This is a genomic window from Rathayibacter sp. AY1C4, assembly GCF_002932195.1.
GTDB lineage: Bacteria > Actinomycetota > Actinomycetes > Actinomycetales > Microbacteriaceae > Rathayibacter.
On record NZ_PSWE01000002.1, the window covers coordinates 137,787 to 152,963 of the forward strand.

The following is a 15,177-nucleotide window of genomic DNA, read 5'->3' on the forward strand; positions in this document are numbered from 1 at the left end:
TCCCAGGCTACGGGCAATTCAGGTGTTGACATCCGATCCTTCACCGATATATCGTTACTGCATCGCCGACAGATCGGAAGCAGCCGCTCCCGACGGGCGACCGGATCCGATCGAAAGGGATCCCCTCACGACAGAGAGCAGCACACCCATGAACTCCAGGACCTTCTTCTCCGACGACCGCCGCGACTCCTGCGACGGCGACCACTCCTCCCGCCACGAGCACCCCGGACGCGGACAGCGCCGCGGACCCGGCGGTCACGGCCGCGGCTTCGGGCCCGGCTTCGGCTTCGGCCCGGGCTTCGGCCCCGGCATCGGCGGCCCCTTCGGCCGCGGCGGAGGACGCGCCCGACGCGGTGACGTCCGCGCGGCTCTCCTCTCCCTCCTCTCCGAGAAGTCCTCGAACGGCTACGGCCTGATCAAGGCCATCGCCGAGAAGACGAACGGATCGTGGCGTCCCAGCCCCGGCTCCGTCTACCCCACCCTCCAGCAGCTCGTCGACGAGGGCCTCATCACGGCCGTCGGCGAGGGCCGCGGCACCGAGTACCAGCTCACGGACGCGGGCGGCACCTACGTGCGCGAGCACGCCGACGAGCTCGACGCGGCCTGGGAGGCCACTCCCGGCGCGAGCGACGCCGATCGCGCCTTCATGGAGAACGTCGGCAAGCTGATGGGCGTCGTGCAGCAGTTCCGCGGAGCGACCGAGGCGCAGCGCGCCGCCGCGTCCGCCAAGCTCGACGAGACCCGTCGCGCGCTGTACCTCATCCTCGCCGACTGACCTCGGCTCCCCTCCCGCGATCCGTCGCGGGAGCCCCCGGACGGACGGGACCCCTCGCCTCGGCGACGGGGTCCCGTCCGTTCCTCTGTCTCGGGAGCCGGCGCCTCAGCGGGCGGCGGACAGACGGGCCAGTCCCTCGTCGAGGGTGACCGACGGGCTCCACTGCAGATCGGCGCGCGTGCGGCGCTGGTCGAACCAGTGCGCGGTCGAGAGCTGCTCGGCGAGGAAGCGGGTCATCGGCGGCTCGTCGGCGCCGGGCCGCACGGCCCACACGCGCTCGACGAGCGAGCCCGCAGCGCGGGCGACGGAGGCGGGGACGGACCAGCGCGGCGGCTCGACGCCCGAGGCGCGGCAGATCCCGGCGAGCAGCTCGGCGACCGGGCGCGGCTCGCCGTTGGTGACGACGTAGGAGCGGCCGTGCACCTCCTCCGCCCGCCCGAGAGCGGCGACGATCGCCGAGGCGGCGTTGTCGATGTAGGTGGAGTCGATCAGCGCCTGGCCGTGCCCGAGGAGCGGCAGCCGGCCGGCGCGCGCCCGCTCGACGATGCGGGCGACGAGCTGGGTGTCGCCCGGACCCCAGACCAGGTGCGGGCGCACGGCGACCACCGCGAAGCCGGGGGCGTCGGCAGCGAGGGCCAGCAGCTCGGCGCGGGCCTTGGTGCGCGCGTAGTCGCCGCGGGCCCGGTCCGGATCGGCGGGCTCGGCGTCGTCGCCGGTGATCGAGGAGCCGGAGTGGGCGACGGAGGGCGACGAGATCTGGACGAAGCGGCTCACGCCGGCGCGGGCGGCGGCGGCGAGCAGACGCCGGGTGCCGTCGATGTTCACGCGGTCGAAGTCGCCAGGATCGCCGGCGAGCGAGACCTTCGCGGCGAGGTGCACGACGCCCTCGGCCGCGTCGACGGCCTCCTCGACCGCGCGCGGATCGGTCAGGGAGCCTCGCGCCTCCTCGACGCCCGCGACCCCGGAGAGCCGACGCTGGAAGGTGCGGACCTCGTGCCCCTGCGCGACGAGGCCCGCGGCCACCGCACCGCCGAGCAGGCCGCTCGCGCCGGTGACCAGGACCCTCACGGAGCCACCATCGGGCCGCCGGCGAGCACGCCCTCGGCCCAGCGCGAGAGCGCGGCCCGGTCGATCTTGGAGTTGTGGCGGATGTCGGTGGGCAGCGCCGGGACGACCAGCACCGCGGCGACGGGCCGGTCGACGGCCGCGCGCACCTCGGCGGCGAGGGCCTCCTCGGCCAGCACCACGCGGCGCGCGCCCGAGCGCAGCTCGACCACGGTGACCAGCTGCGCGACTCCGCGCGGGCCGGCTCCGACGATCGCGGCGCGGGCGACCGAGGCGACGCGCGCCTCGATCCGCTGCTCGGGTCCGACCGGCGTGACCACACCGTCGGGCGTGACGACGACGTGCGGCATCCTGCCCTCGACCCAGAGGCGGCCGGCGGAGTCGATCCGCCCGACGTCCCCGGTGCGGTGCCAGCGCTCACCCGGGACGGCGCCGACGCGGGCGGCACGGTCGGTGAGCCAGAGGCGCTCGTAGTGGTCCTCGACGTGACCGGCCGAGACGACGATCTCGCCGGTCGTGCCGGTGATCTCCTCCGGCTCGTCCGCGGCGCGGCCGTCGGCGTCGAGCGGGGCGATCCGCAGCCGGACGCCCGCGGCGGGTACGCCCACGCAGACGCCTCCGCGCGGATCGTCATCGGCGGCGGCCTCGCGGATGCCCTCCAGCGACGCGTCGGTGAGCAGCAGCCCCTCGGTCATGCCGTAGGGAGTGCGGGCGGAGGCGTTCGGCATGAGCGCCTGCGCCTCGCCGAGCAGTCCCGCCGAGACGGGGGCCCCGGCCGAGAGGAAGGTGCGCACGCCGGCGAGGGCGCGGTGGTCGTCGGCGTCGAGCGCGCCGGCGGTGGCCACGACGTTGGCCAGTGCGGCCGGCGAGAGGAACAGCACGGTCGCGTCGACCCGGGCGGCGGCCGCGGCGACGGCGGCCGCGGTGAGCGTCCGGGGCGCGGTGACGTCCATGTCCGGAGTGGCGGAGCGCGTGCCCAGCGCGGGACCGAGCAGGGCGAACGGCGCGAAGCCCGCGACGAGGCCGGTGCCCGGTCCGATCCCGTACTGGCGGGCGAGCGCGTCGCGGACGCCGGCGAGCTGCCGGTGCGTGTAGACGACGCCCTTGGCGGGGCCGGTCGAGCCGGAGGTGAACAGGATCGCGGCCACGGCGTCGGCGGCGGGAGCCTCGCCCAGCGCCTCCGGGTCGGCGGCCAGCTCGGCGCGGCCGAGCTCGATCAGCTGCCCGAGCGAGGTGTCGACCCCGAGGGCCGAGGCGGAGGCGCGGGGCAGGGTCTGCGTCGAGACCCGGCCGCCGGGCCAGCGGAGGGCCCGCGCGACGGCGAGGCCGGGCAGGGCGCCGACCACCAGATCCGGCCAGGCACCGCGGACCGCGCGGGTGAGACCGCGCAGGCCCAGGCCCGCGTCGGCGACGACCACGACGGCTCCGATGCGCAGGCACGCGTAGAGCAGCGCCGTCAGGTCGGCACCGGGCGGCACGAGGAGCGAGACGCGGTCGCCCGGGGAGACGCCGGAGGCGCGGAGCCCGGCGGCGAGCTCGCGGACCCGCTGCGAGAGCAGGCGCCACGAGACCGAGCGGGGCCCGCCGCCTCCGGGAGGCGCCATCTCGACCAGAGCGAGCGAGTCGTCCTGCGCGTTGCGGTCGAGGTGCGCCCAGAGCGGCTCGACCGGCGCGGTCGGGCGGCGGACGTCGGGGGCGGGGTCGCCGCCGAACGGCTCCTCGCCGTCGGAGAGGTCGCCCAGCCAGGTGAGGACGGCGGACGAGTAGTCGACGTCCTCGGCCACCAGGTGGCCCGCTCCCTCGTAGCGGTGGACCTGCGCGTGCGGGAGGCGGTCGACGAGGTCGTCGAGGTAGCGGTCGGAGAAGATCGGGTCCAGCGGGCCCCAGAGCATCAGGGCCGGCGTCGTCAGGGCGCTGACGCCCTCGGCGATGCGCTGCAGCTCCGGGTCGCTCGGGTGGGCGGAGTCGACCGGGATGTCGGCGACGAAGCCGCCCACTCCGCCGCGGCGCGACGCGGACCGGTAGGGCGCGCGGTACCCCTCCTTCACCGCGGAGGGCAGCGCCGGGTGCCCCAGCGCGAGGGTCGTCTCGAGGAAGGCCGGCGTGCCGACCGTCGAGGCGCCGAGCACACCCGAGGCGAGCGCGAGCCGGAGCGGGGCCGGGATCGGCTCGTCGGCGCTCTGGTGGATCGCGGTGTTCAGGAGCATCGTGGCGCGCAGCTGCTCCGGGTGGTCGACCGCCCAGCCCAGCGAGACGACTCCGCCCCAGTCGTGGCCGAGGGTGACCACGTCGTCGAGGCCGAGCACGTCGGTGAGGTTGGAGAGCTCGCGCACGCGGTCGGCGAGCGTGTGCAGGGCGCCGGTCCGCTCGGAGAAGCCCATCTCGAGCTGGTCGACAGCGACCACCCGCCAGGCGGGGCCTCCGCTGCGGGCCGACTCGAGCGTGGCGGCCGCGAGGCGGCGCCAGAGGTAGGACCAGGTGGGGTTGCCGTGCACGCAGAGGACGGTGCCGACGGGCTCCGTGCCGAGGGCCTCGCCCGTGTCGAGCAGGTGCCAGCGGCGCGGCACGCCCTGGGCGTCCGGAGCGTCGACGAGGCGCGACCACGCGGGATCGAGCCCGTCGAGCCCGGCCGGGGGCAGCTGCGCGGCGGCCGTGGAGCCGAGCGCTCCGCGGATCCGCTCGGCCGGGTGGGGCGCGGTCACCAGGCGATCTCGAGCATCGCGGTGTTGATGCCCGAGCCCACTCCGATGAGCAGCACCCGGTTGCCGGGCTGCAGGGTCTCGGCCTCCTGGGCCAGGGTGATCGGGATCGACGCCGGGCCGACGTTGCCGAGGGTGGGGTAGGTCGTGGGGACGCGGCTGCGGTCGATGCCGACCGCCTTCACCAGGGCGTCGGTGTGCACGTCCGACACCTGGTGCGTGATGTAGCGGTCCATCCCACTCCAGTTCCAGTCGCGGGTGGCCTCCTTCCACGCCGAGAGGACGAGCTCCATGCCGCCCTTGAGCAGCGCCTTCGCGTCCGTGAACATGCCGTCGACGCTGCCGACGCAGAGCTCGTTGAACTGCGTGGCCGCGCGGGTGATGCCGCCGAGGATGCGGTGGCCCTTGGGGTGCTCGTCGGCCGGGCCGAGGACGGCCGCGGCGGCGCCGGAGCCGAGGGTCAGGCTCGCGAACTCGCTCATGAAGTCCTTGCGCTTGACGCCCTCGCGGCTCAGGCGCTCGATGGTGTTGACCTGGATCTCGTCGGCGTCCTCGCCGTCGATGATGAGCGCGTAGCGGATCTGGCCGGAGTCGATCAGCTGCGCGGCGAGGGTCATGCCGTTGACGAAGCCGAGGCAGGCGTTCGCGATGTCGAAGTTGATGGCCGATGAGGGCAGGCCGAGCCCGTGGTGCAGGCGCACGGCGACCGAGGGCTCGAGGTGCTTGCGGGTCACCGACGTGTTGATGATCAGGCCGATCTGGTCGGCGCGGACGCCGGCCTCGGCGAGAGCGCGCTTGCCCGCGTCGATCGCCGCTCCGTCGAAGCCCTGCTCGGAGCCCCAGTTGCGGCGCTCGTGCACTCCGGCGACGCGCTGGAGGAGCCCGGTGGGGAGCCGCAGGCGCTTGAGCGCCGGAGCGAGCCGCGCCTCGATCTCGGCCGAGGTGGTCACGCGCGGAGCCAGCGTGGTCGCGACGGACAGCAATGCGACGTTGCGGTGCGTGGTCGTTGCGTTTCCGTCCAACGGAACTCCCTGTCGAGTTGTCGATCCTGGCATGTGCCTCCGTGATTTTACGCTGTCGTTCAGGCTGCGCTTCCTGGACGCCCGCTGGGCGGTCGCGGAACGCGTCCTCGGCGGCCCGGCGGAGGCTCCTCCCCCGGAACGACGGGCGAGGAGCCGCCGAGGCCACACGCGACACGCGGTGTCAACCCACCCGCCGGGGCGTCAGGTCCCCATCGCCCACGGCTCGCGATCGCCGCGGAGGCGGGCGGCGAGCGCCATCGCCTGCTCATCGGTCAGGGTCGCGACGTAGTCGACCACACCGCGCCCCCGGCCGAGCCGCTGCAGCGCGGCCGGGTCGGAGGTCGGCCGGCCGCGCTCGTCCGCCGGGAGCCAGTCGGGGTGGTCGGCGCGCAGGCGGAAGTAGCCGTCGGTCGCGAGCTCGATCAGGTCGAGCAGCTTCTGCGGAGCCCGCGAGCCGTCGCGCGGGTCCTCGAGCCAGGCGTCGAGGTGGGTCACCAGCGTCTCGAGCACCTGCGACTGGCCGCGCTGGTAGGTGGCGAAGTCCGGCCGGTCGATCACGAAGCGCGTGTGCACGAACTTCAGCACGGCCACGTCGTGCCAGGCGTCGGGGAGGAGGGAGAGGTGGCCCGAGCGGACGTTCGGCTCGGCGAGCACCACCACGGAGCGCTGCAGGCGGCCGATCCAGGAGGAGACGAAGGCCTCGATCGCGCGCTCGGTACGCGTCGATCCGTCGAACGGGAGCGCGAGGAGCCCCTCGACCAGCTCGGTCGACACCCGCTCCACGGAGGCGCGGAAGTGCTCGTCGCTCGCGATCCACGGGTCGCGGGCCACGAGCCTCCGGCGGAGCATCTCGAGCGAGTGCCCGGGGGCGCGCGCCCACAGCTCCTCGGCGTCGAGGGCGGCGAGCGCGTTCTGCTCGCGGAGGAACGCGCGGAACTCCACGGCGACGGCCGCCTGCTGCAGCACTCCCGCGCGGTAGAAGTCGTCGAGGTCGTGCAGCGAGTAGGCGATGTCGTCGGCGACGTCCATCACCGAGCACTCGAGGGTCTGCTGCCAGGGGGCGATCGCGGCGAAGCCGGAGCGGGCGTCGAGCAGGTCGTCGAGGTCGAGCGTGTACGCCGAGAACTTCGGCGGTGCGGTCTCCCACCGGCTGGCGGTCGAGCCGCGGGGCAGCTCGGTCGGGTCGGCGGAGTCGATGCCGGGGCGGTGGACCGTCCGCCCCCACGGGTACTTGAGCACGGCGGCTCGGGAGGCGGCGGTGAGGTTCAGCCCCACCTCCACCGTCTCGCAGACGTCGAGCTCGGAGAGGATCCGGAACGACTGCGCGTTGCCCTCGAAGCCCTCCGCGAGCCCCAGCCGCTCGCGCGCGAGGCGGTCGAGCGCCTGCTCGCCGAGGTGGCCGAACGGAGGGTGGCCGAGGTCGTGCGCGCTGGCCGCGGCCTGCACGACCACCGGGTCGCAGCCGCCGAGCCGCTCGACCAGCTCGCGCTGGGCGGGATCGGTGGTGGTCAGCTGCATCGCGATCGCGCGGGCGACCGCGGTGACCTTGATCGAGTGCGTGAGCCGGTTGTGCACGACCTGGCCGACGCCCGAGGGCGAGATGACCTGGGTCACCGCGGAGAGGCGGGCGAAGTAGGGCGAGAAGCGGATCCGCTCCAGGTCGACGCGGTACTCGGGGTACTCCTCGCCGGTGGCGAACCGGTCGACGGGCTCGGGGATGCGCCGGTCGCGGCGGTGGTCGTGCGGGGCCGAGGCCCGCGGGGCCGTCGTCTCGGGGAGTGCCGGCTCGCTCATGGCTTCACCCTAATCAGGGGCGCGGGGGCGGAGGGACCGCGCCGCTCCGGCGGTCGGCGTCGCTCCTCCGCCGAGACACCGGGTCTGCAGGCTAAGCCCCGCGGGGACGGCGGCGCCCCGGGGAGCGCACGGACACCTCGGCGAGGCCGGCACCTCGGCGGACGCCGGGACCCCTCGCGGCAGCCCGGCCGACGGGCGAACAGGAGACGCCGGGCGCGGACTCCCGTCAGGCGGACTGCTCGCGCGGAGCGACGGCGAGGTGCACGGCCGCGGCGACGACCGCGCCGAGGACGTAGGCCGCGATGTCGAGCCAGGAGAAGGTGGTGCCGACGACGAGGCGGAGCGGCGCCCACAGCTCGACCAGGCGCGCTGCGACTCCGATCGCCTGCAGCTGCTCCATCGCGATCGACCAGGCCAGCGCGATCCCGGCAGCCGTCACGCCCGGGATGCGCGGCAGGAGCACCGCGATCAGCAGCGCCACCAGCGCGACGTAGGCCACTCCGCCGGCGAGGTCGGCGAGCAGCCCCGTGAGCACGAACCGCAGCGCCAGGCCCAGGCCGAGCACGGCGACGGCCGCGAGGGCGAAGCGGAGCCGCGCCCTCACCGGGCACGCTCCTCGAGGGCGCGCTGCAGGCGGTCGAGAGCGAGGAGGAACGTGCGGTCGTCGGCCACGCGCCAGCCGAGAGCGGCCGGGGCGGCGACGACCAGGGGCACGAGGACGGTGCGCGGGCGCCGCCTCGCCGCACGCAGGACGGCGGAGGCGGGCGGCGGCGCGAGGACCGCCAGGACCAGCGCGCGGACCCGGTGGGCACCCGAGGGCGAGGTGCCGACGCCCACCGAGACGATCCGATCCCACTCGGCGATGCGCAAGGCGTCCGCGCGCTCGGCGGCGAGCTCGAGTCCGTCGCGGCCGACGGCCAGCACTGCGGCGGCGGCGGCCGGAGCGGCGGAGGCGGGTGCCGCGATCCGGCGCAGCGCCCGGGCGAGCTCGGGAGTGCGCAGGACGGCGAACCCCTCGGTGACCGCGGCGAGCGCCGCCAGCCGGCGCTGCCGCTCCGGGGCGGCCTGGCGGACCCGGGCCCGGACGGCGGCCGGGGCGGGCAGGGGCGCGGCGAGCAGCGCCGTCGGCTCGAACCGCGTGCGCGGGGGCAGCGGGACCGCCGGGGGCGTGCGCGGCGGGGGCTCGCCCCAGTGCGGCGTCGATGCGGGATCCATGCGCCCCTCCCTCCTCGCGCGGCTCCGAGCCGCCCCTGAGATCATCCCTCCTCCGCCCTCCCGCCTTGCCGAGAGGGCTCGCTGGGCTTACGATGGAGTACCCCCCGGGGGTATGCGGTGACCGGCGTGCCGACCGGACGCCCACCGGGCCGATCGACCGGATCGGACCGGACGCATCACACAGGAGGACCCATGAGCACCAGGATCGACCTCGGCTTGACCGCGAGCGGATCGACGGGAGGCTGCGGCTGCGGCGGAGGCGGCGCCTGCGCGTGCGGCGGCCACGGCGACGCCGGCCGCTCCGACGCCGGCCACGCGGCGCAGGGTTCCCTGTCGGCCGCGTCCGTGCAGAGCTTCGGCGTCGCGGGCATGACCTGCGAGCACTGCGTCCGCAGCGTCACCGAGGAGCTCGCCGCCTACCCCGAGGTCTCAGCGGTCGATGTGTCCCTCGCCCCCGACGGGGTCTCGACCGTCACGGTCGGCTCCTCCCGGCCGCTCGGCCGCGAGGAGATCGCCGCCGCCGTCGCCGACGCGGGCTACCGCCTCGCTCCCCTGAGCTGACGTGACCGAGACCACCGGCACCCCGCTCGAGCTCGCCATCGGAGGGATGACCTGCGCCTCCTGCGTCGCGCGGGTCGAGAAGCGCCTCGACGCGCTCCCCGGCGTCCACGCGACGGTCAACCTCGCCCTCGAGCGCGCGACGCTGACCCTCCCGCCCGGCACGACTCCGGCCGACGCGATCGCCGCCGTCGAGGCCGCGGGCTACAGCGCGACGGTCCCCTCCATCGGCGAGGCGGCTCCCACGGAGGAGCAGGAGGAGCAGAGCGACGACGACCGCGAGCGGCGCGCCCTGCGCACCCGGCTCCGCGTCTCCGCCCTGCTCGCCGTGCCGGTGGTCCTGCTCTCGATGATCCCGCCGCTGCAGTTCGCGAACTGGCAGTGGCTGTGCCTCGCCCTCGCCTCGCCGGTCGCGGTCTGGGGCGCGCTCCCCTTCCACCGCAACGCCTGGCGGGCGCTGCGGCACGGCTCCACCACCATGGACACCCTGATCAGCCTCGGTGTCAGCGCCTCCTTCGCCTGGTCGGTCTGGGCTCTGTTCCTCGGCGACGCCGGGCGGCCGGGCATGAGCATGCCGTTCGAGCTGCTGGGCAGCCGCTCCGGCCACGACGAGATCTACCTCGAGGTCGCCGCCGCCGTCCCCGTCCTCGTGCTGGCCGGCCGCTACCTGGAGGCGCGGTCGAAGCGCGACGCCGGTGCGGCGCTCCGGGCGCTCCTCCGCCTCGGCGCGAAGGACGCCGTGCGCGTCGCCGCCGACGGGCAGGAGGAGCGCGTGCCCGCGTCCTCGCTCGCCGTCGGCGACGTCCTCCGCGTGCGCCCCGGCGAGACCGTCGCCGCCGACGGCACCGTGCTCGAGGGCTCGAGCGCGATCGACGCGAGCATGCTCACCGGCGAGAGCGTGCCGGTCGAGGTCGGCCCCGGCTCGACCGTGACCGGCGGAGTGCTCAACGCGCACGGCCTGCTCACCGTCCGCGTCGACCGCGTCGGCTCCGAGACCACGCTCGCGCGGATGGGCCGCCTCGTCTCGGACGCGCAGGCCGGCAAGGCGCGCGTCCAGCGGCTCGCCGACCGCGTCTCCTCCGTCTTCGTGCCGGTCGTGGTGGTGCTCGCCCTGGCCACCCTCGCCGGCTGGCTGATCGCCGGCGCCGACCTCGCCGCCGCCGTCTCTCCCGCCGTCGCCGTCCTCGTCGTCGCCTGCCCGTGCGCGCTGGGCCTGGCCACCCCGACCGCCGTCCTCGTCGGCACCGGCCGCGGCTCCCAGCTCGGGATCCTCCTCCGCGGGCCGGAGGTGCTCGAGGCCGGGCGCCGGATCGACACGGTCGTGCTCGACAAGACCGGCACGCTCACCACCGGCGCCTTCCAGGTCGTCGAGTCCAGCGACGACGAGAGCCTGCGGATGCTCGCCGCAGTCGAGCGCGGGTCGGAGCACCCGCTCGCCGCGGCGATCGTGGCCGGGGCCGCGCACCTCGACGTCCCCGAGGCGACCGGATTCCGCTCCAGCACCGGGTTCGGCGTGCGTGCCCGGGTCGAGGGCCGCCTGGTCGTCGCCGGCCGGCTGCGCTGGCTGGAGGAGCAGTGGGGCTTCGCGCCGGGCGGTCTCGCCGAGCGCGCCGAGCGAGCGACCGCCGAGGGCGGCACCGTCGTCGGCGTCGGCTGGGAGGGGGCGCTTCGCGGCTTCGCGGTCCTCCGCGACGAGCCGAGGCCGGAGGCGTCCCGCACCGTCCGCGCCCTGCGCGAGCGGGGCCTGCGGGTGATGGTGCTGACCGGCGACAACCCGCGGGCGGCGCAGGCCGTCGCCTCGGCCGTCGGCATCGACGAGGTCGTCGCCGAGGTGCTGCCGGAGGAGAAGCTCGCCGTGATCGAGCGCCTCCGTGCGGAGGGCCGCCACGTCGCCTTCGTCGGCGACGGTGTGAACGACGCCGCCGCGCTGGCCGCCGCGGACGTGGGGATCGCGATGGGCGCCGGATCGGACGCGGCGATCGAGGCGAGCGACATCACGCTCGTCGGCGACGACCTCGGCCGAGTGCCCGACGCCCTGCGCCTCGGGCGCCGCACCCTCGCGGTCATCCGGGGCAACCTCTTCTGGGCCTTCGCCTACAACGTGGCCGCGATCCCGCTCGCGATGGCCGGACTCCTGGGGCCGCTCGTGGCCGGCGCCGCGATGGCGTTCTCGAGCGTCTTCGTCGTGCTGAACAGCCTGCGGCTGCGGTCGTTCCGCTGAGTCCCGGCGGGCCGTCCGGAGTTCCCTCGCGGAGCTCTTGACGGCCCGCCCGCAGGTGGCGAGGGTGAGCGCATGAGCCTCTTCATCACCTGCCCGGTCGACGACGTCGAGCGCGCCACCGCCTTCTACACCGCGCTCGGCTGGACCCTGAACGCCGAGATGTCCCGCGAGGACGTCTCCTGCTTCGGGATCGGTCCCGACACGTCCGTCATGCTGGCGAGCCGCGCGATGTACGAGAGCGTCGGCGCCACCGAGGAGCTGATCGGCGCCCCCGGCACCCCCTCGAAGGTGACCGTCTCGTTCGACCTCGACAGCCGCGAGGCCGTCGACGAGCTCGTCGAGCGGGCCGCCGCCGCGGGCGGCCGGATCGGCGACACCGACGACTACCCCTTCATGTACCAGCGCCAGTTCGACGACCTCGACGGCTACCACTACTCCCCGTTCTGGATGAAGCCGGGCGGCGACGCGGCGGAGTGACGGGGCCGCGCGGACTCACTCCGCGTGCCGCAGGCGGTGCCGCCGGACCGCGGCCCGGTTCGCGCAGCGGACGGAGCAGTACCGCTGCCGGCCGTTCCGCGTCACGTCGACGACGACGTTCCTGCAGTGGTCGCCCGGCGCCCGACCGGCCTCGCACCGCCGGAGGCGGCTCATCCCCCGGGTCGTCAGGTGCAGCGCCGTGCCGACCGCGATGACGGCGTGGAGGACGTGCGCCAGGGACTGGTCCTGGTCGCGGTAGTGCAGGTGCCAGCCCTCGTCGTCGTGGTCGGTCAGGCGCGGATACGCGGCGATCGCGGCCATCTGGCGGTTCAGCGACGTCGCCCGGCCGCTCGGAGTCGGCGCGTCGACCACTTCCAGCCACTCGTCGATCACGTCGCGCGTCCGGGCGTGGTCGTCCGGGCCGGACTCGAAGGCCATCGTCATGCCGTATTCGCGCGTTCGAGCCTCGATGCCCTCGCGGTCGGACGGCCAGTCGTTCGCGAGGGAGGCGGCGAGCAGGACCGCGTATTCGCCGTAAGGGTTGAGCTGCATAAGACCATGACAGCACAGTGGCTCCCATGCGCACCTCCACACCCTCCCCGCACCCCTCCGAGCCGCTCGCCCCCGCCGTCGATCCGCACGAGCACGGCTGGACGACCGAGTCGGCCCACCGGACCAGCGAGGGCGTCGTCGTGTACGTCCGCTGCGCCGGCTGCGGCGCGCGGCGCGTGGACGTGCGGACCGGGCACCAGGATCCCCCTGCCGCTCTCAGCCGCGTCCTGCCCGCCTCCGACGACCGCTCCCGCCGTGGAGCAGAGGGAGGATGAGGGCATGATCGCCGACCTGACCCTCCCCTGCGACGCCGGCCCCGGGGAGAGGAGCCTCCTCCTCCGCCGCGCGGTGCTCCACGACCTCCCCGCGATCGTCCGGCTCCTCTCCGACGACCCGATCAGCGCCGGGCGCGGAGACGTCGCCGCCGAGGAGGACGGGGCCGCCTACGAGGCCGCCTTCCGGAGCATCGCGCAGGACCCGGGCAACGATCTCGTGGTCGCGGTGGACGGCGCCGGAGCCGTGGTCGGCACGCTGCAGCTGACCGTGATCCCCGGGATGGCGCGCCGCGGCAGCTCCCGCCTGCTCGTCGAAGCGGTCCGGGTGGCGAGCGCCGAGCGGTCGGCGGGGATCGGCACGGCCCTGATGCGCTGGGTGCTGGACGTCGCTGCGATCGAGCTCCGCACGCCGCTCGTCCAGCTGACCTCGGACGCCGCCCGCACCGACGCCCACCGTTTCTACCTGCGCCTGGGCTTCGTCGACTCGCACGTGGGCTTCAAGCGCCGCGTCGAGCTGCCGGGCTCGTAGCGGCGGTGCGGGCAGCCCGTCCGGACGCCTGATCGGCGTGTCCCCGCAAGCACGACCGGCGCAGGAGGGGACGCCCCGAGCGGAGGCCCGGACGGCACTGCTCGCCTCTCCCCGGCCGACGTGATTGGCTGGCCCGATGAGAACCGAGACCCGCCAGGGCGTCCCCCTCCTGCTCGTCGACGACGACGGAGGCGCGCTCTCGACCCCGGACGACGCGATCGCGCTGATCGGCGAGACCTACGGCGGCGACGTCGAGACGATCGTGGTGCCCGTCGGCCGGCTCGACCCCGAGTTCCTCCGCCTGCGCTCCGGCATCGCCGGCGAGTTCGTGCAGAAGTTCGTCTCGTACGGCAAGCGGCTGGTGATCCTCGGCGACGTCAGCGGGCCGGTGGCGGAGTCGAGCGCGCTGCAGGCCTTCGTCGTCGAGTCGAACCGCGGCGACCACCTCTGGTTCGCCGCCGACCTCGAGGCGCTCGACGCCCGCCTCCGCAGCTCCGGGACCGCGAACGAGCCCGGCGCCGACGGCGGAGTGGAGCCGACGCCCGGCCCCGCCCGCTGATGCCCCTGCTCCAGCCCGGCCCCGACGGCTCTCCACCCGAGGTCGACGGTCCGGTCCGCCTCCTCCTGCTCGCCGACACGCACCTCCCGAAGCGGGCGAAGTCCCTCCCGGACGAGGTGTGGCGCGCGGTCGACGAGGCCGACCTGGTCGTGCACGCGGGCGACTGGGTCGACGAGGCGACGCTGGACGCGCTGGAGGAGCGGGCGGCGCTCCTGCTGGCCGTGTGTGGCAACAACGATCCGGAGCCGCTGCGCGCCCGCCTGCCCGAGGTCGCGCGCGCCCGCGTCGCCGGCCTCGACGTCCGCGTGGTGCACGAGACCGGAGCGGCGACCGGCCGCGAGACCCGCGCCGACGCCGCCCATCCGGGTGCCGACGTGCTCGTCTTCGGGCACAGCCACATCCCCTGGGACACCGTCTCCCCGGCGGGTCTCCGCCTGCTCAATCCGGGCTCCCCGACGGATCGGAGGCGCCAGCCGGCCTGCACCTTCCTGACCGCCGTCGCCGACGACGGAGTGCTCCGCTACGTGCACCTGACCGCCCTGCCGCTCCGGGCACGAACCATTCCCGGCGGCGGCGCAAGGGGGTCACAGAGCATTTAGGTCGGCCTAAGCTCACCTGGATGAGCAGCTCACACGACCACCCCGACTCCGCGCACCTGCGCCCGGAGGGTCTCGACGACGCCACCGTGGCGGCGCTCGGGAAGCTCTCGGAGGCGCTCGAGACGGTCGAGCACGCCCGCGGTCTGCTCTACGGCTTCCACCGGCTCACCGGCGCAGCCGACCTCGCTCTGGGCGAGGCCGTCGACGCGCTGCGCGAGGCCGGCCACGCCGCGACCGCCGAGCGGATCGAGGCCGAGCTCGTCGGCCGCAACGTCATCGAGGGGCGCTGGACCTTCCAGATCGTCGAGGACTACGACGACACCTACTACGCCGCGTTCCGGGAGCAGGAGCGCGCCGCGCGCGACGAGCTCGCCGGCGGACGCCGCCACCTCTTCGAGTCCGAGATGAAGGAGGACCGCCGCTCCGGCGGCCGCCGCCACCACGAGTCGCGCCCGGAGGCGGGCTCGTGAACGCCGTCATCCGGATGCACGCCTCGTCGCTGCGGGTCAAGGCGGTCACGCCGGGCCGCGGCGGACGCGGCATGCCTCCCGAGCCCGAGGCGACGATGCGGCGCACCACGCTCAGCATCGACGGCCGTCGCTTCCTCCTCGCCGTCTCCCTCGACACCGAGGAGCTCGAGAAGCGCCTGGTCGAGGCCGTGCGCAACCGCGGCGACATGGTGAGCTTCACGGTCGCCGGCGAGCGCGAGGTCTGCGTGCTGGTCTCCCCGGGCGTCGCGGTCATCCTCGAGCACGAGGACGTCCCGGTCGAGGATCCGGACGCCGAGAACGCGCCGATCCTGTACGACGACGTCGAGTACCTGACCTGATCCGTCGG

General features: G+C 75.0%; 17 protein-coding genes. 10 read left to right on the forward strand and 7 right to left on the reverse strand.

Annotated features, from left to right (window positions below; genetic code table 11):
- The first annotated feature begins 148 nt into the window (after positions 1 to 148).
- Positions 149 to 775, forward strand: coding sequence for a PadR family transcriptional regulator (locus C5C99_RS01810; protein WP_104287704.1), 627 nt, complete (start codon positions 149 to 151; stop codon positions 773 to 775).
- Positions 776 to 880: 105 nt separating this feature from the next.
- Here C5C99_RS01810 and C5C99_RS01815 read toward each other — a convergent pair whose 3' ends face one another.
- From C5C99_RS01815 to C5C99_RS16985, 6 genes are all read right to left on the reverse strand, one after another.
- The gene (locus C5C99_RS01815) at positions 881 to 1,843 is read right to left on the reverse strand and encodes an NAD(P)-dependent oxidoreductase (RefSeq protein ID WP_104339502.1); all 963 of its coding nucleotides are present in this window, start codon (positions 1,841 to 1,843) and stop codon (positions 881 to 883) included.
- Positions 1,840 to 4,542, reverse strand: coding sequence for an alpha/beta fold hydrolase (locus tag C5C99_RS01820; RefSeq protein ID WP_258063592.1), 2,703 nt, complete (start codon positions 4,540 to 4,542; stop codon positions 1,840 to 1,842). The genes C5C99_RS01815 and C5C99_RS01820 overlap by 4 nt, the downstream gene beginning before the upstream one ends.
- Positions 4,539 to 5,594, reverse strand: coding sequence for a 3-oxoacyl-ACP synthase III (locus C5C99_RS01825; RefSeq protein ID WP_104224183.1), 1,056 nt, complete (start codon positions 5,592 to 5,594; stop codon positions 4,539 to 4,541). Before C5C99_RS01825 ends, C5C99_RS01820 begins: the two co-directional genes overlap by 4 nt.
- A gap of 168 nt (positions 5,595 to 5,762) precedes the next feature.
- Entirely contained in the window at positions 5,763 to 7,355 is a 1,593-nt protein-coding gene (locus C5C99_RS01830) for a deoxyguanosinetriphosphate triphosphohydrolase family protein (protein WP_104233447.1), read from the reverse strand.
- A gap of 226 nt (positions 7,356 to 7,581) precedes the next feature.
- Positions 7,582 to 7,959 (reverse strand): DUF2809 domain-containing protein, encoded by a 378-nt coding sequence (locus C5C99_RS16980; protein ID WP_181074525.1) that lies wholly within the window; start codon positions 7,957 to 7,959, stop codon positions 7,582 to 7,584.
- Positions 7,956 to 8,570 (reverse strand): hypothetical protein, encoded by a 615-nt coding sequence (locus C5C99_RS16985; protein WP_181067801.1) that lies wholly within the window; start codon positions 8,568 to 8,570, stop codon positions 7,956 to 7,958. The genes C5C99_RS16980 and C5C99_RS16985 overlap by 4 nt, the downstream gene beginning before the upstream one ends.
- A 192-nt stretch (positions 8,571 to 8,762) precedes the next feature.
- Here C5C99_RS16985 and C5C99_RS17400 point away from each other — a divergent pair, with 192 nt between their 5' ends.
- From C5C99_RS17400 to C5C99_RS01850, 3 genes are all read left to right on the forward strand, one after another.
- Positions 8,763 to 9,131: a heavy-metal-associated domain-containing protein gene (locus tag C5C99_RS17400; protein WP_104224180.1), complete on the forward strand. Its 369-nt coding sequence runs from the start codon at positions 8,763 to 8,765 to the stop codon at positions 9,129 to 9,131.
- Position 9,132: 1 nt separating this feature from the next.
- The gene (locus C5C99_RS01845; protein WP_258063593.1) at positions 9,133 to 11,349 is read left to right on the forward strand and encodes a cation-translocating P-type ATPase; all 2,217 of its coding nucleotides are present in this window, start codon (positions 9,133 to 9,135) and stop codon (positions 11,347 to 11,349) included.
- A gap of 72 nt (positions 11,350 to 11,421) precedes the next feature.
- Positions 11,422 to 11,826, forward strand: coding sequence for a VOC family protein (locus C5C99_RS01850; protein WP_104249754.1), 405 nt, complete (start codon positions 11,422 to 11,424; stop codon positions 11,824 to 11,826).
- Positions 11,827 to 11,841: 15 nt separating this feature from the next.
- Here the strand turns inward: C5C99_RS01850 and C5C99_RS01855 are convergent, their stop codons facing one another.
- On the reverse strand, positions 11,842 to 12,378 hold the full coding sequence (locus C5C99_RS01855) for a CGNR zinc finger domain-containing protein (RefSeq protein ID WP_104339504.1): 537 nt from the start codon (positions 12,376 to 12,378) through the stop codon (positions 11,842 to 11,844).
- Positions 12,379 to 12,404: 26 nt separating this feature from the next.
- On the opposite strand from C5C99_RS01855, the gene C5C99_RS01860 reads away from it, so the two are divergent.
- The 6 genes from C5C99_RS01860 to C5C99_RS01885 all read left to right on the forward strand — a co-directional run bounded on the left by C5C99_RS01860 (position 12,405) and on the right by C5C99_RS01885 (position 15,169).
- On the forward strand, positions 12,405 to 12,653 hold the full coding sequence (locus C5C99_RS01860) for a hypothetical protein (protein WP_104339505.1): 249 nt from the start codon (positions 12,405 to 12,407) through the stop codon (positions 12,651 to 12,653).
- A 4-nt stretch (positions 12,654 to 12,657) separates the two neighbouring features.
- Entirely contained in the window at positions 12,658 to 13,182 is a 525-nt protein-coding gene (locus C5C99_RS01865) for a GNAT family N-acetyltransferase (RefSeq protein ID WP_104225943.1), read from the forward strand.
- Between the two features lie 136 nt (positions 13,183 to 13,318).
- The gene (locus tag C5C99_RS01870) at positions 13,319 to 13,741 is read left to right on the forward strand and encodes a DUF4180 domain-containing protein (RefSeq protein WP_104224175.1); all 423 of its coding nucleotides are present in this window, start codon (positions 13,319 to 13,321) and stop codon (positions 13,739 to 13,741) included.
- On the forward strand, positions 13,741 to 14,340 hold the full coding sequence (locus C5C99_RS01875; protein WP_104339506.1) for a metallophosphoesterase: 600 nt from the start codon (positions 13,741 to 13,743) through the stop codon (positions 14,338 to 14,340). The genes C5C99_RS01870 and C5C99_RS01875 overlap by 1 nt, the downstream gene beginning before the upstream one ends.
- Before the next feature lie 20 nt (positions 14,341 to 14,360).
- The gene (locus C5C99_RS01880; protein ID WP_104224173.1) at positions 14,361 to 14,810 is read left to right on the forward strand and encodes a hypothetical protein; all 450 of its coding nucleotides are present in this window, start codon (positions 14,361 to 14,363) and stop codon (positions 14,808 to 14,810) included.
- Positions 14,807 to 15,169 (forward strand): hypothetical protein, encoded by a 363-nt coding sequence (locus C5C99_RS01885; RefSeq protein ID WP_104339507.1) that lies wholly within the window; start codon positions 14,807 to 14,809, stop codon positions 15,167 to 15,169. The genes C5C99_RS01880 and C5C99_RS01885 overlap by 4 nt, the downstream gene beginning before the upstream one ends.
- Positions 15,170 to 15,177: the final 8 nt, after the last annotated feature.

Bases quoted from the DNA above. Each gene is read 5' to 3' on its own strand.
- C5C99_RS01870 (WP_104224175.1), top strand. From the start codon at position 13,319: ATGAGAACCGAGACCCGCCAGGGCGTCCCCCTCCTGCTCGTCGACGAC.
- C5C99_RS01830 (WP_104233447.1), bottom strand. From the start codon at position 7,355: ATGAGCGAGCCGGCACTCCCCGAGACGACGGCCCCGCGGGCCTCGGCC.
- C5C99_RS01880 (WP_104224173.1), top strand. From the start codon at position 14,361: ATGAGCAGCTCACACGACCACCCCGACTCCGCGCACCTGCGCCCGGAG.
- C5C99_RS01865 (WP_104225943.1), top strand. From the start codon at position 12,658: ATGATCGCCGACCTGACCCTCCCCTGCGACGCCGGCCCCGGGGAGAGG.
- C5C99_RS01850 (WP_104249754.1), top strand. From the start codon at position 11,422: ATGAGCCTCTTCATCACCTGCCCGGTCGACGACGTCGAGCGCGCCACC.
- C5C99_RS01860 (WP_104339505.1), top strand. From the start codon at position 12,405: ATGCGCACCTCCACACCCTCCCCGCACCCCTCCGAGCCGCTCGCCCCC.
- C5C99_RS01855 (WP_104339504.1), bottom strand. From the start codon at position 12,378: ATGCAGCTCAACCCTTACGGCGAATACGCGGTCCTGCTCGCCGCCTCC.
- C5C99_RS01825 (WP_104224183.1), bottom strand. From the start codon at position 5,594: ATGCCAGGATCGACAACTCGACAGGGAGTTCCGTTGGACGGAAACGCA.
- C5C99_RS17400 (WP_104224180.1), top strand. From the start codon at position 8,763: ATGAGCACCAGGATCGACCTCGGCTTGACCGCGAGCGGATCGACGGGA.
- C5C99_RS01810 (WP_104287704.1), top strand. From the start codon at position 149: ATGAACTCCAGGACCTTCTTCTCCGACGACCGCCGCGACTCCTGCGAC.
- C5C99_RS16985 (WP_181067801.1), bottom strand. From the start codon at position 8,570: ATGGATCCCGCATCGACGCCGCACTGGGGCGAGCCCCCGCCGCGCACG.
- C5C99_RS01875 (WP_104339506.1), top strand. From the start codon at position 13,741: ATGCCCCTGCTCCAGCCCGGCCCCGACGGCTCTCCACCCGAGGTCGAC.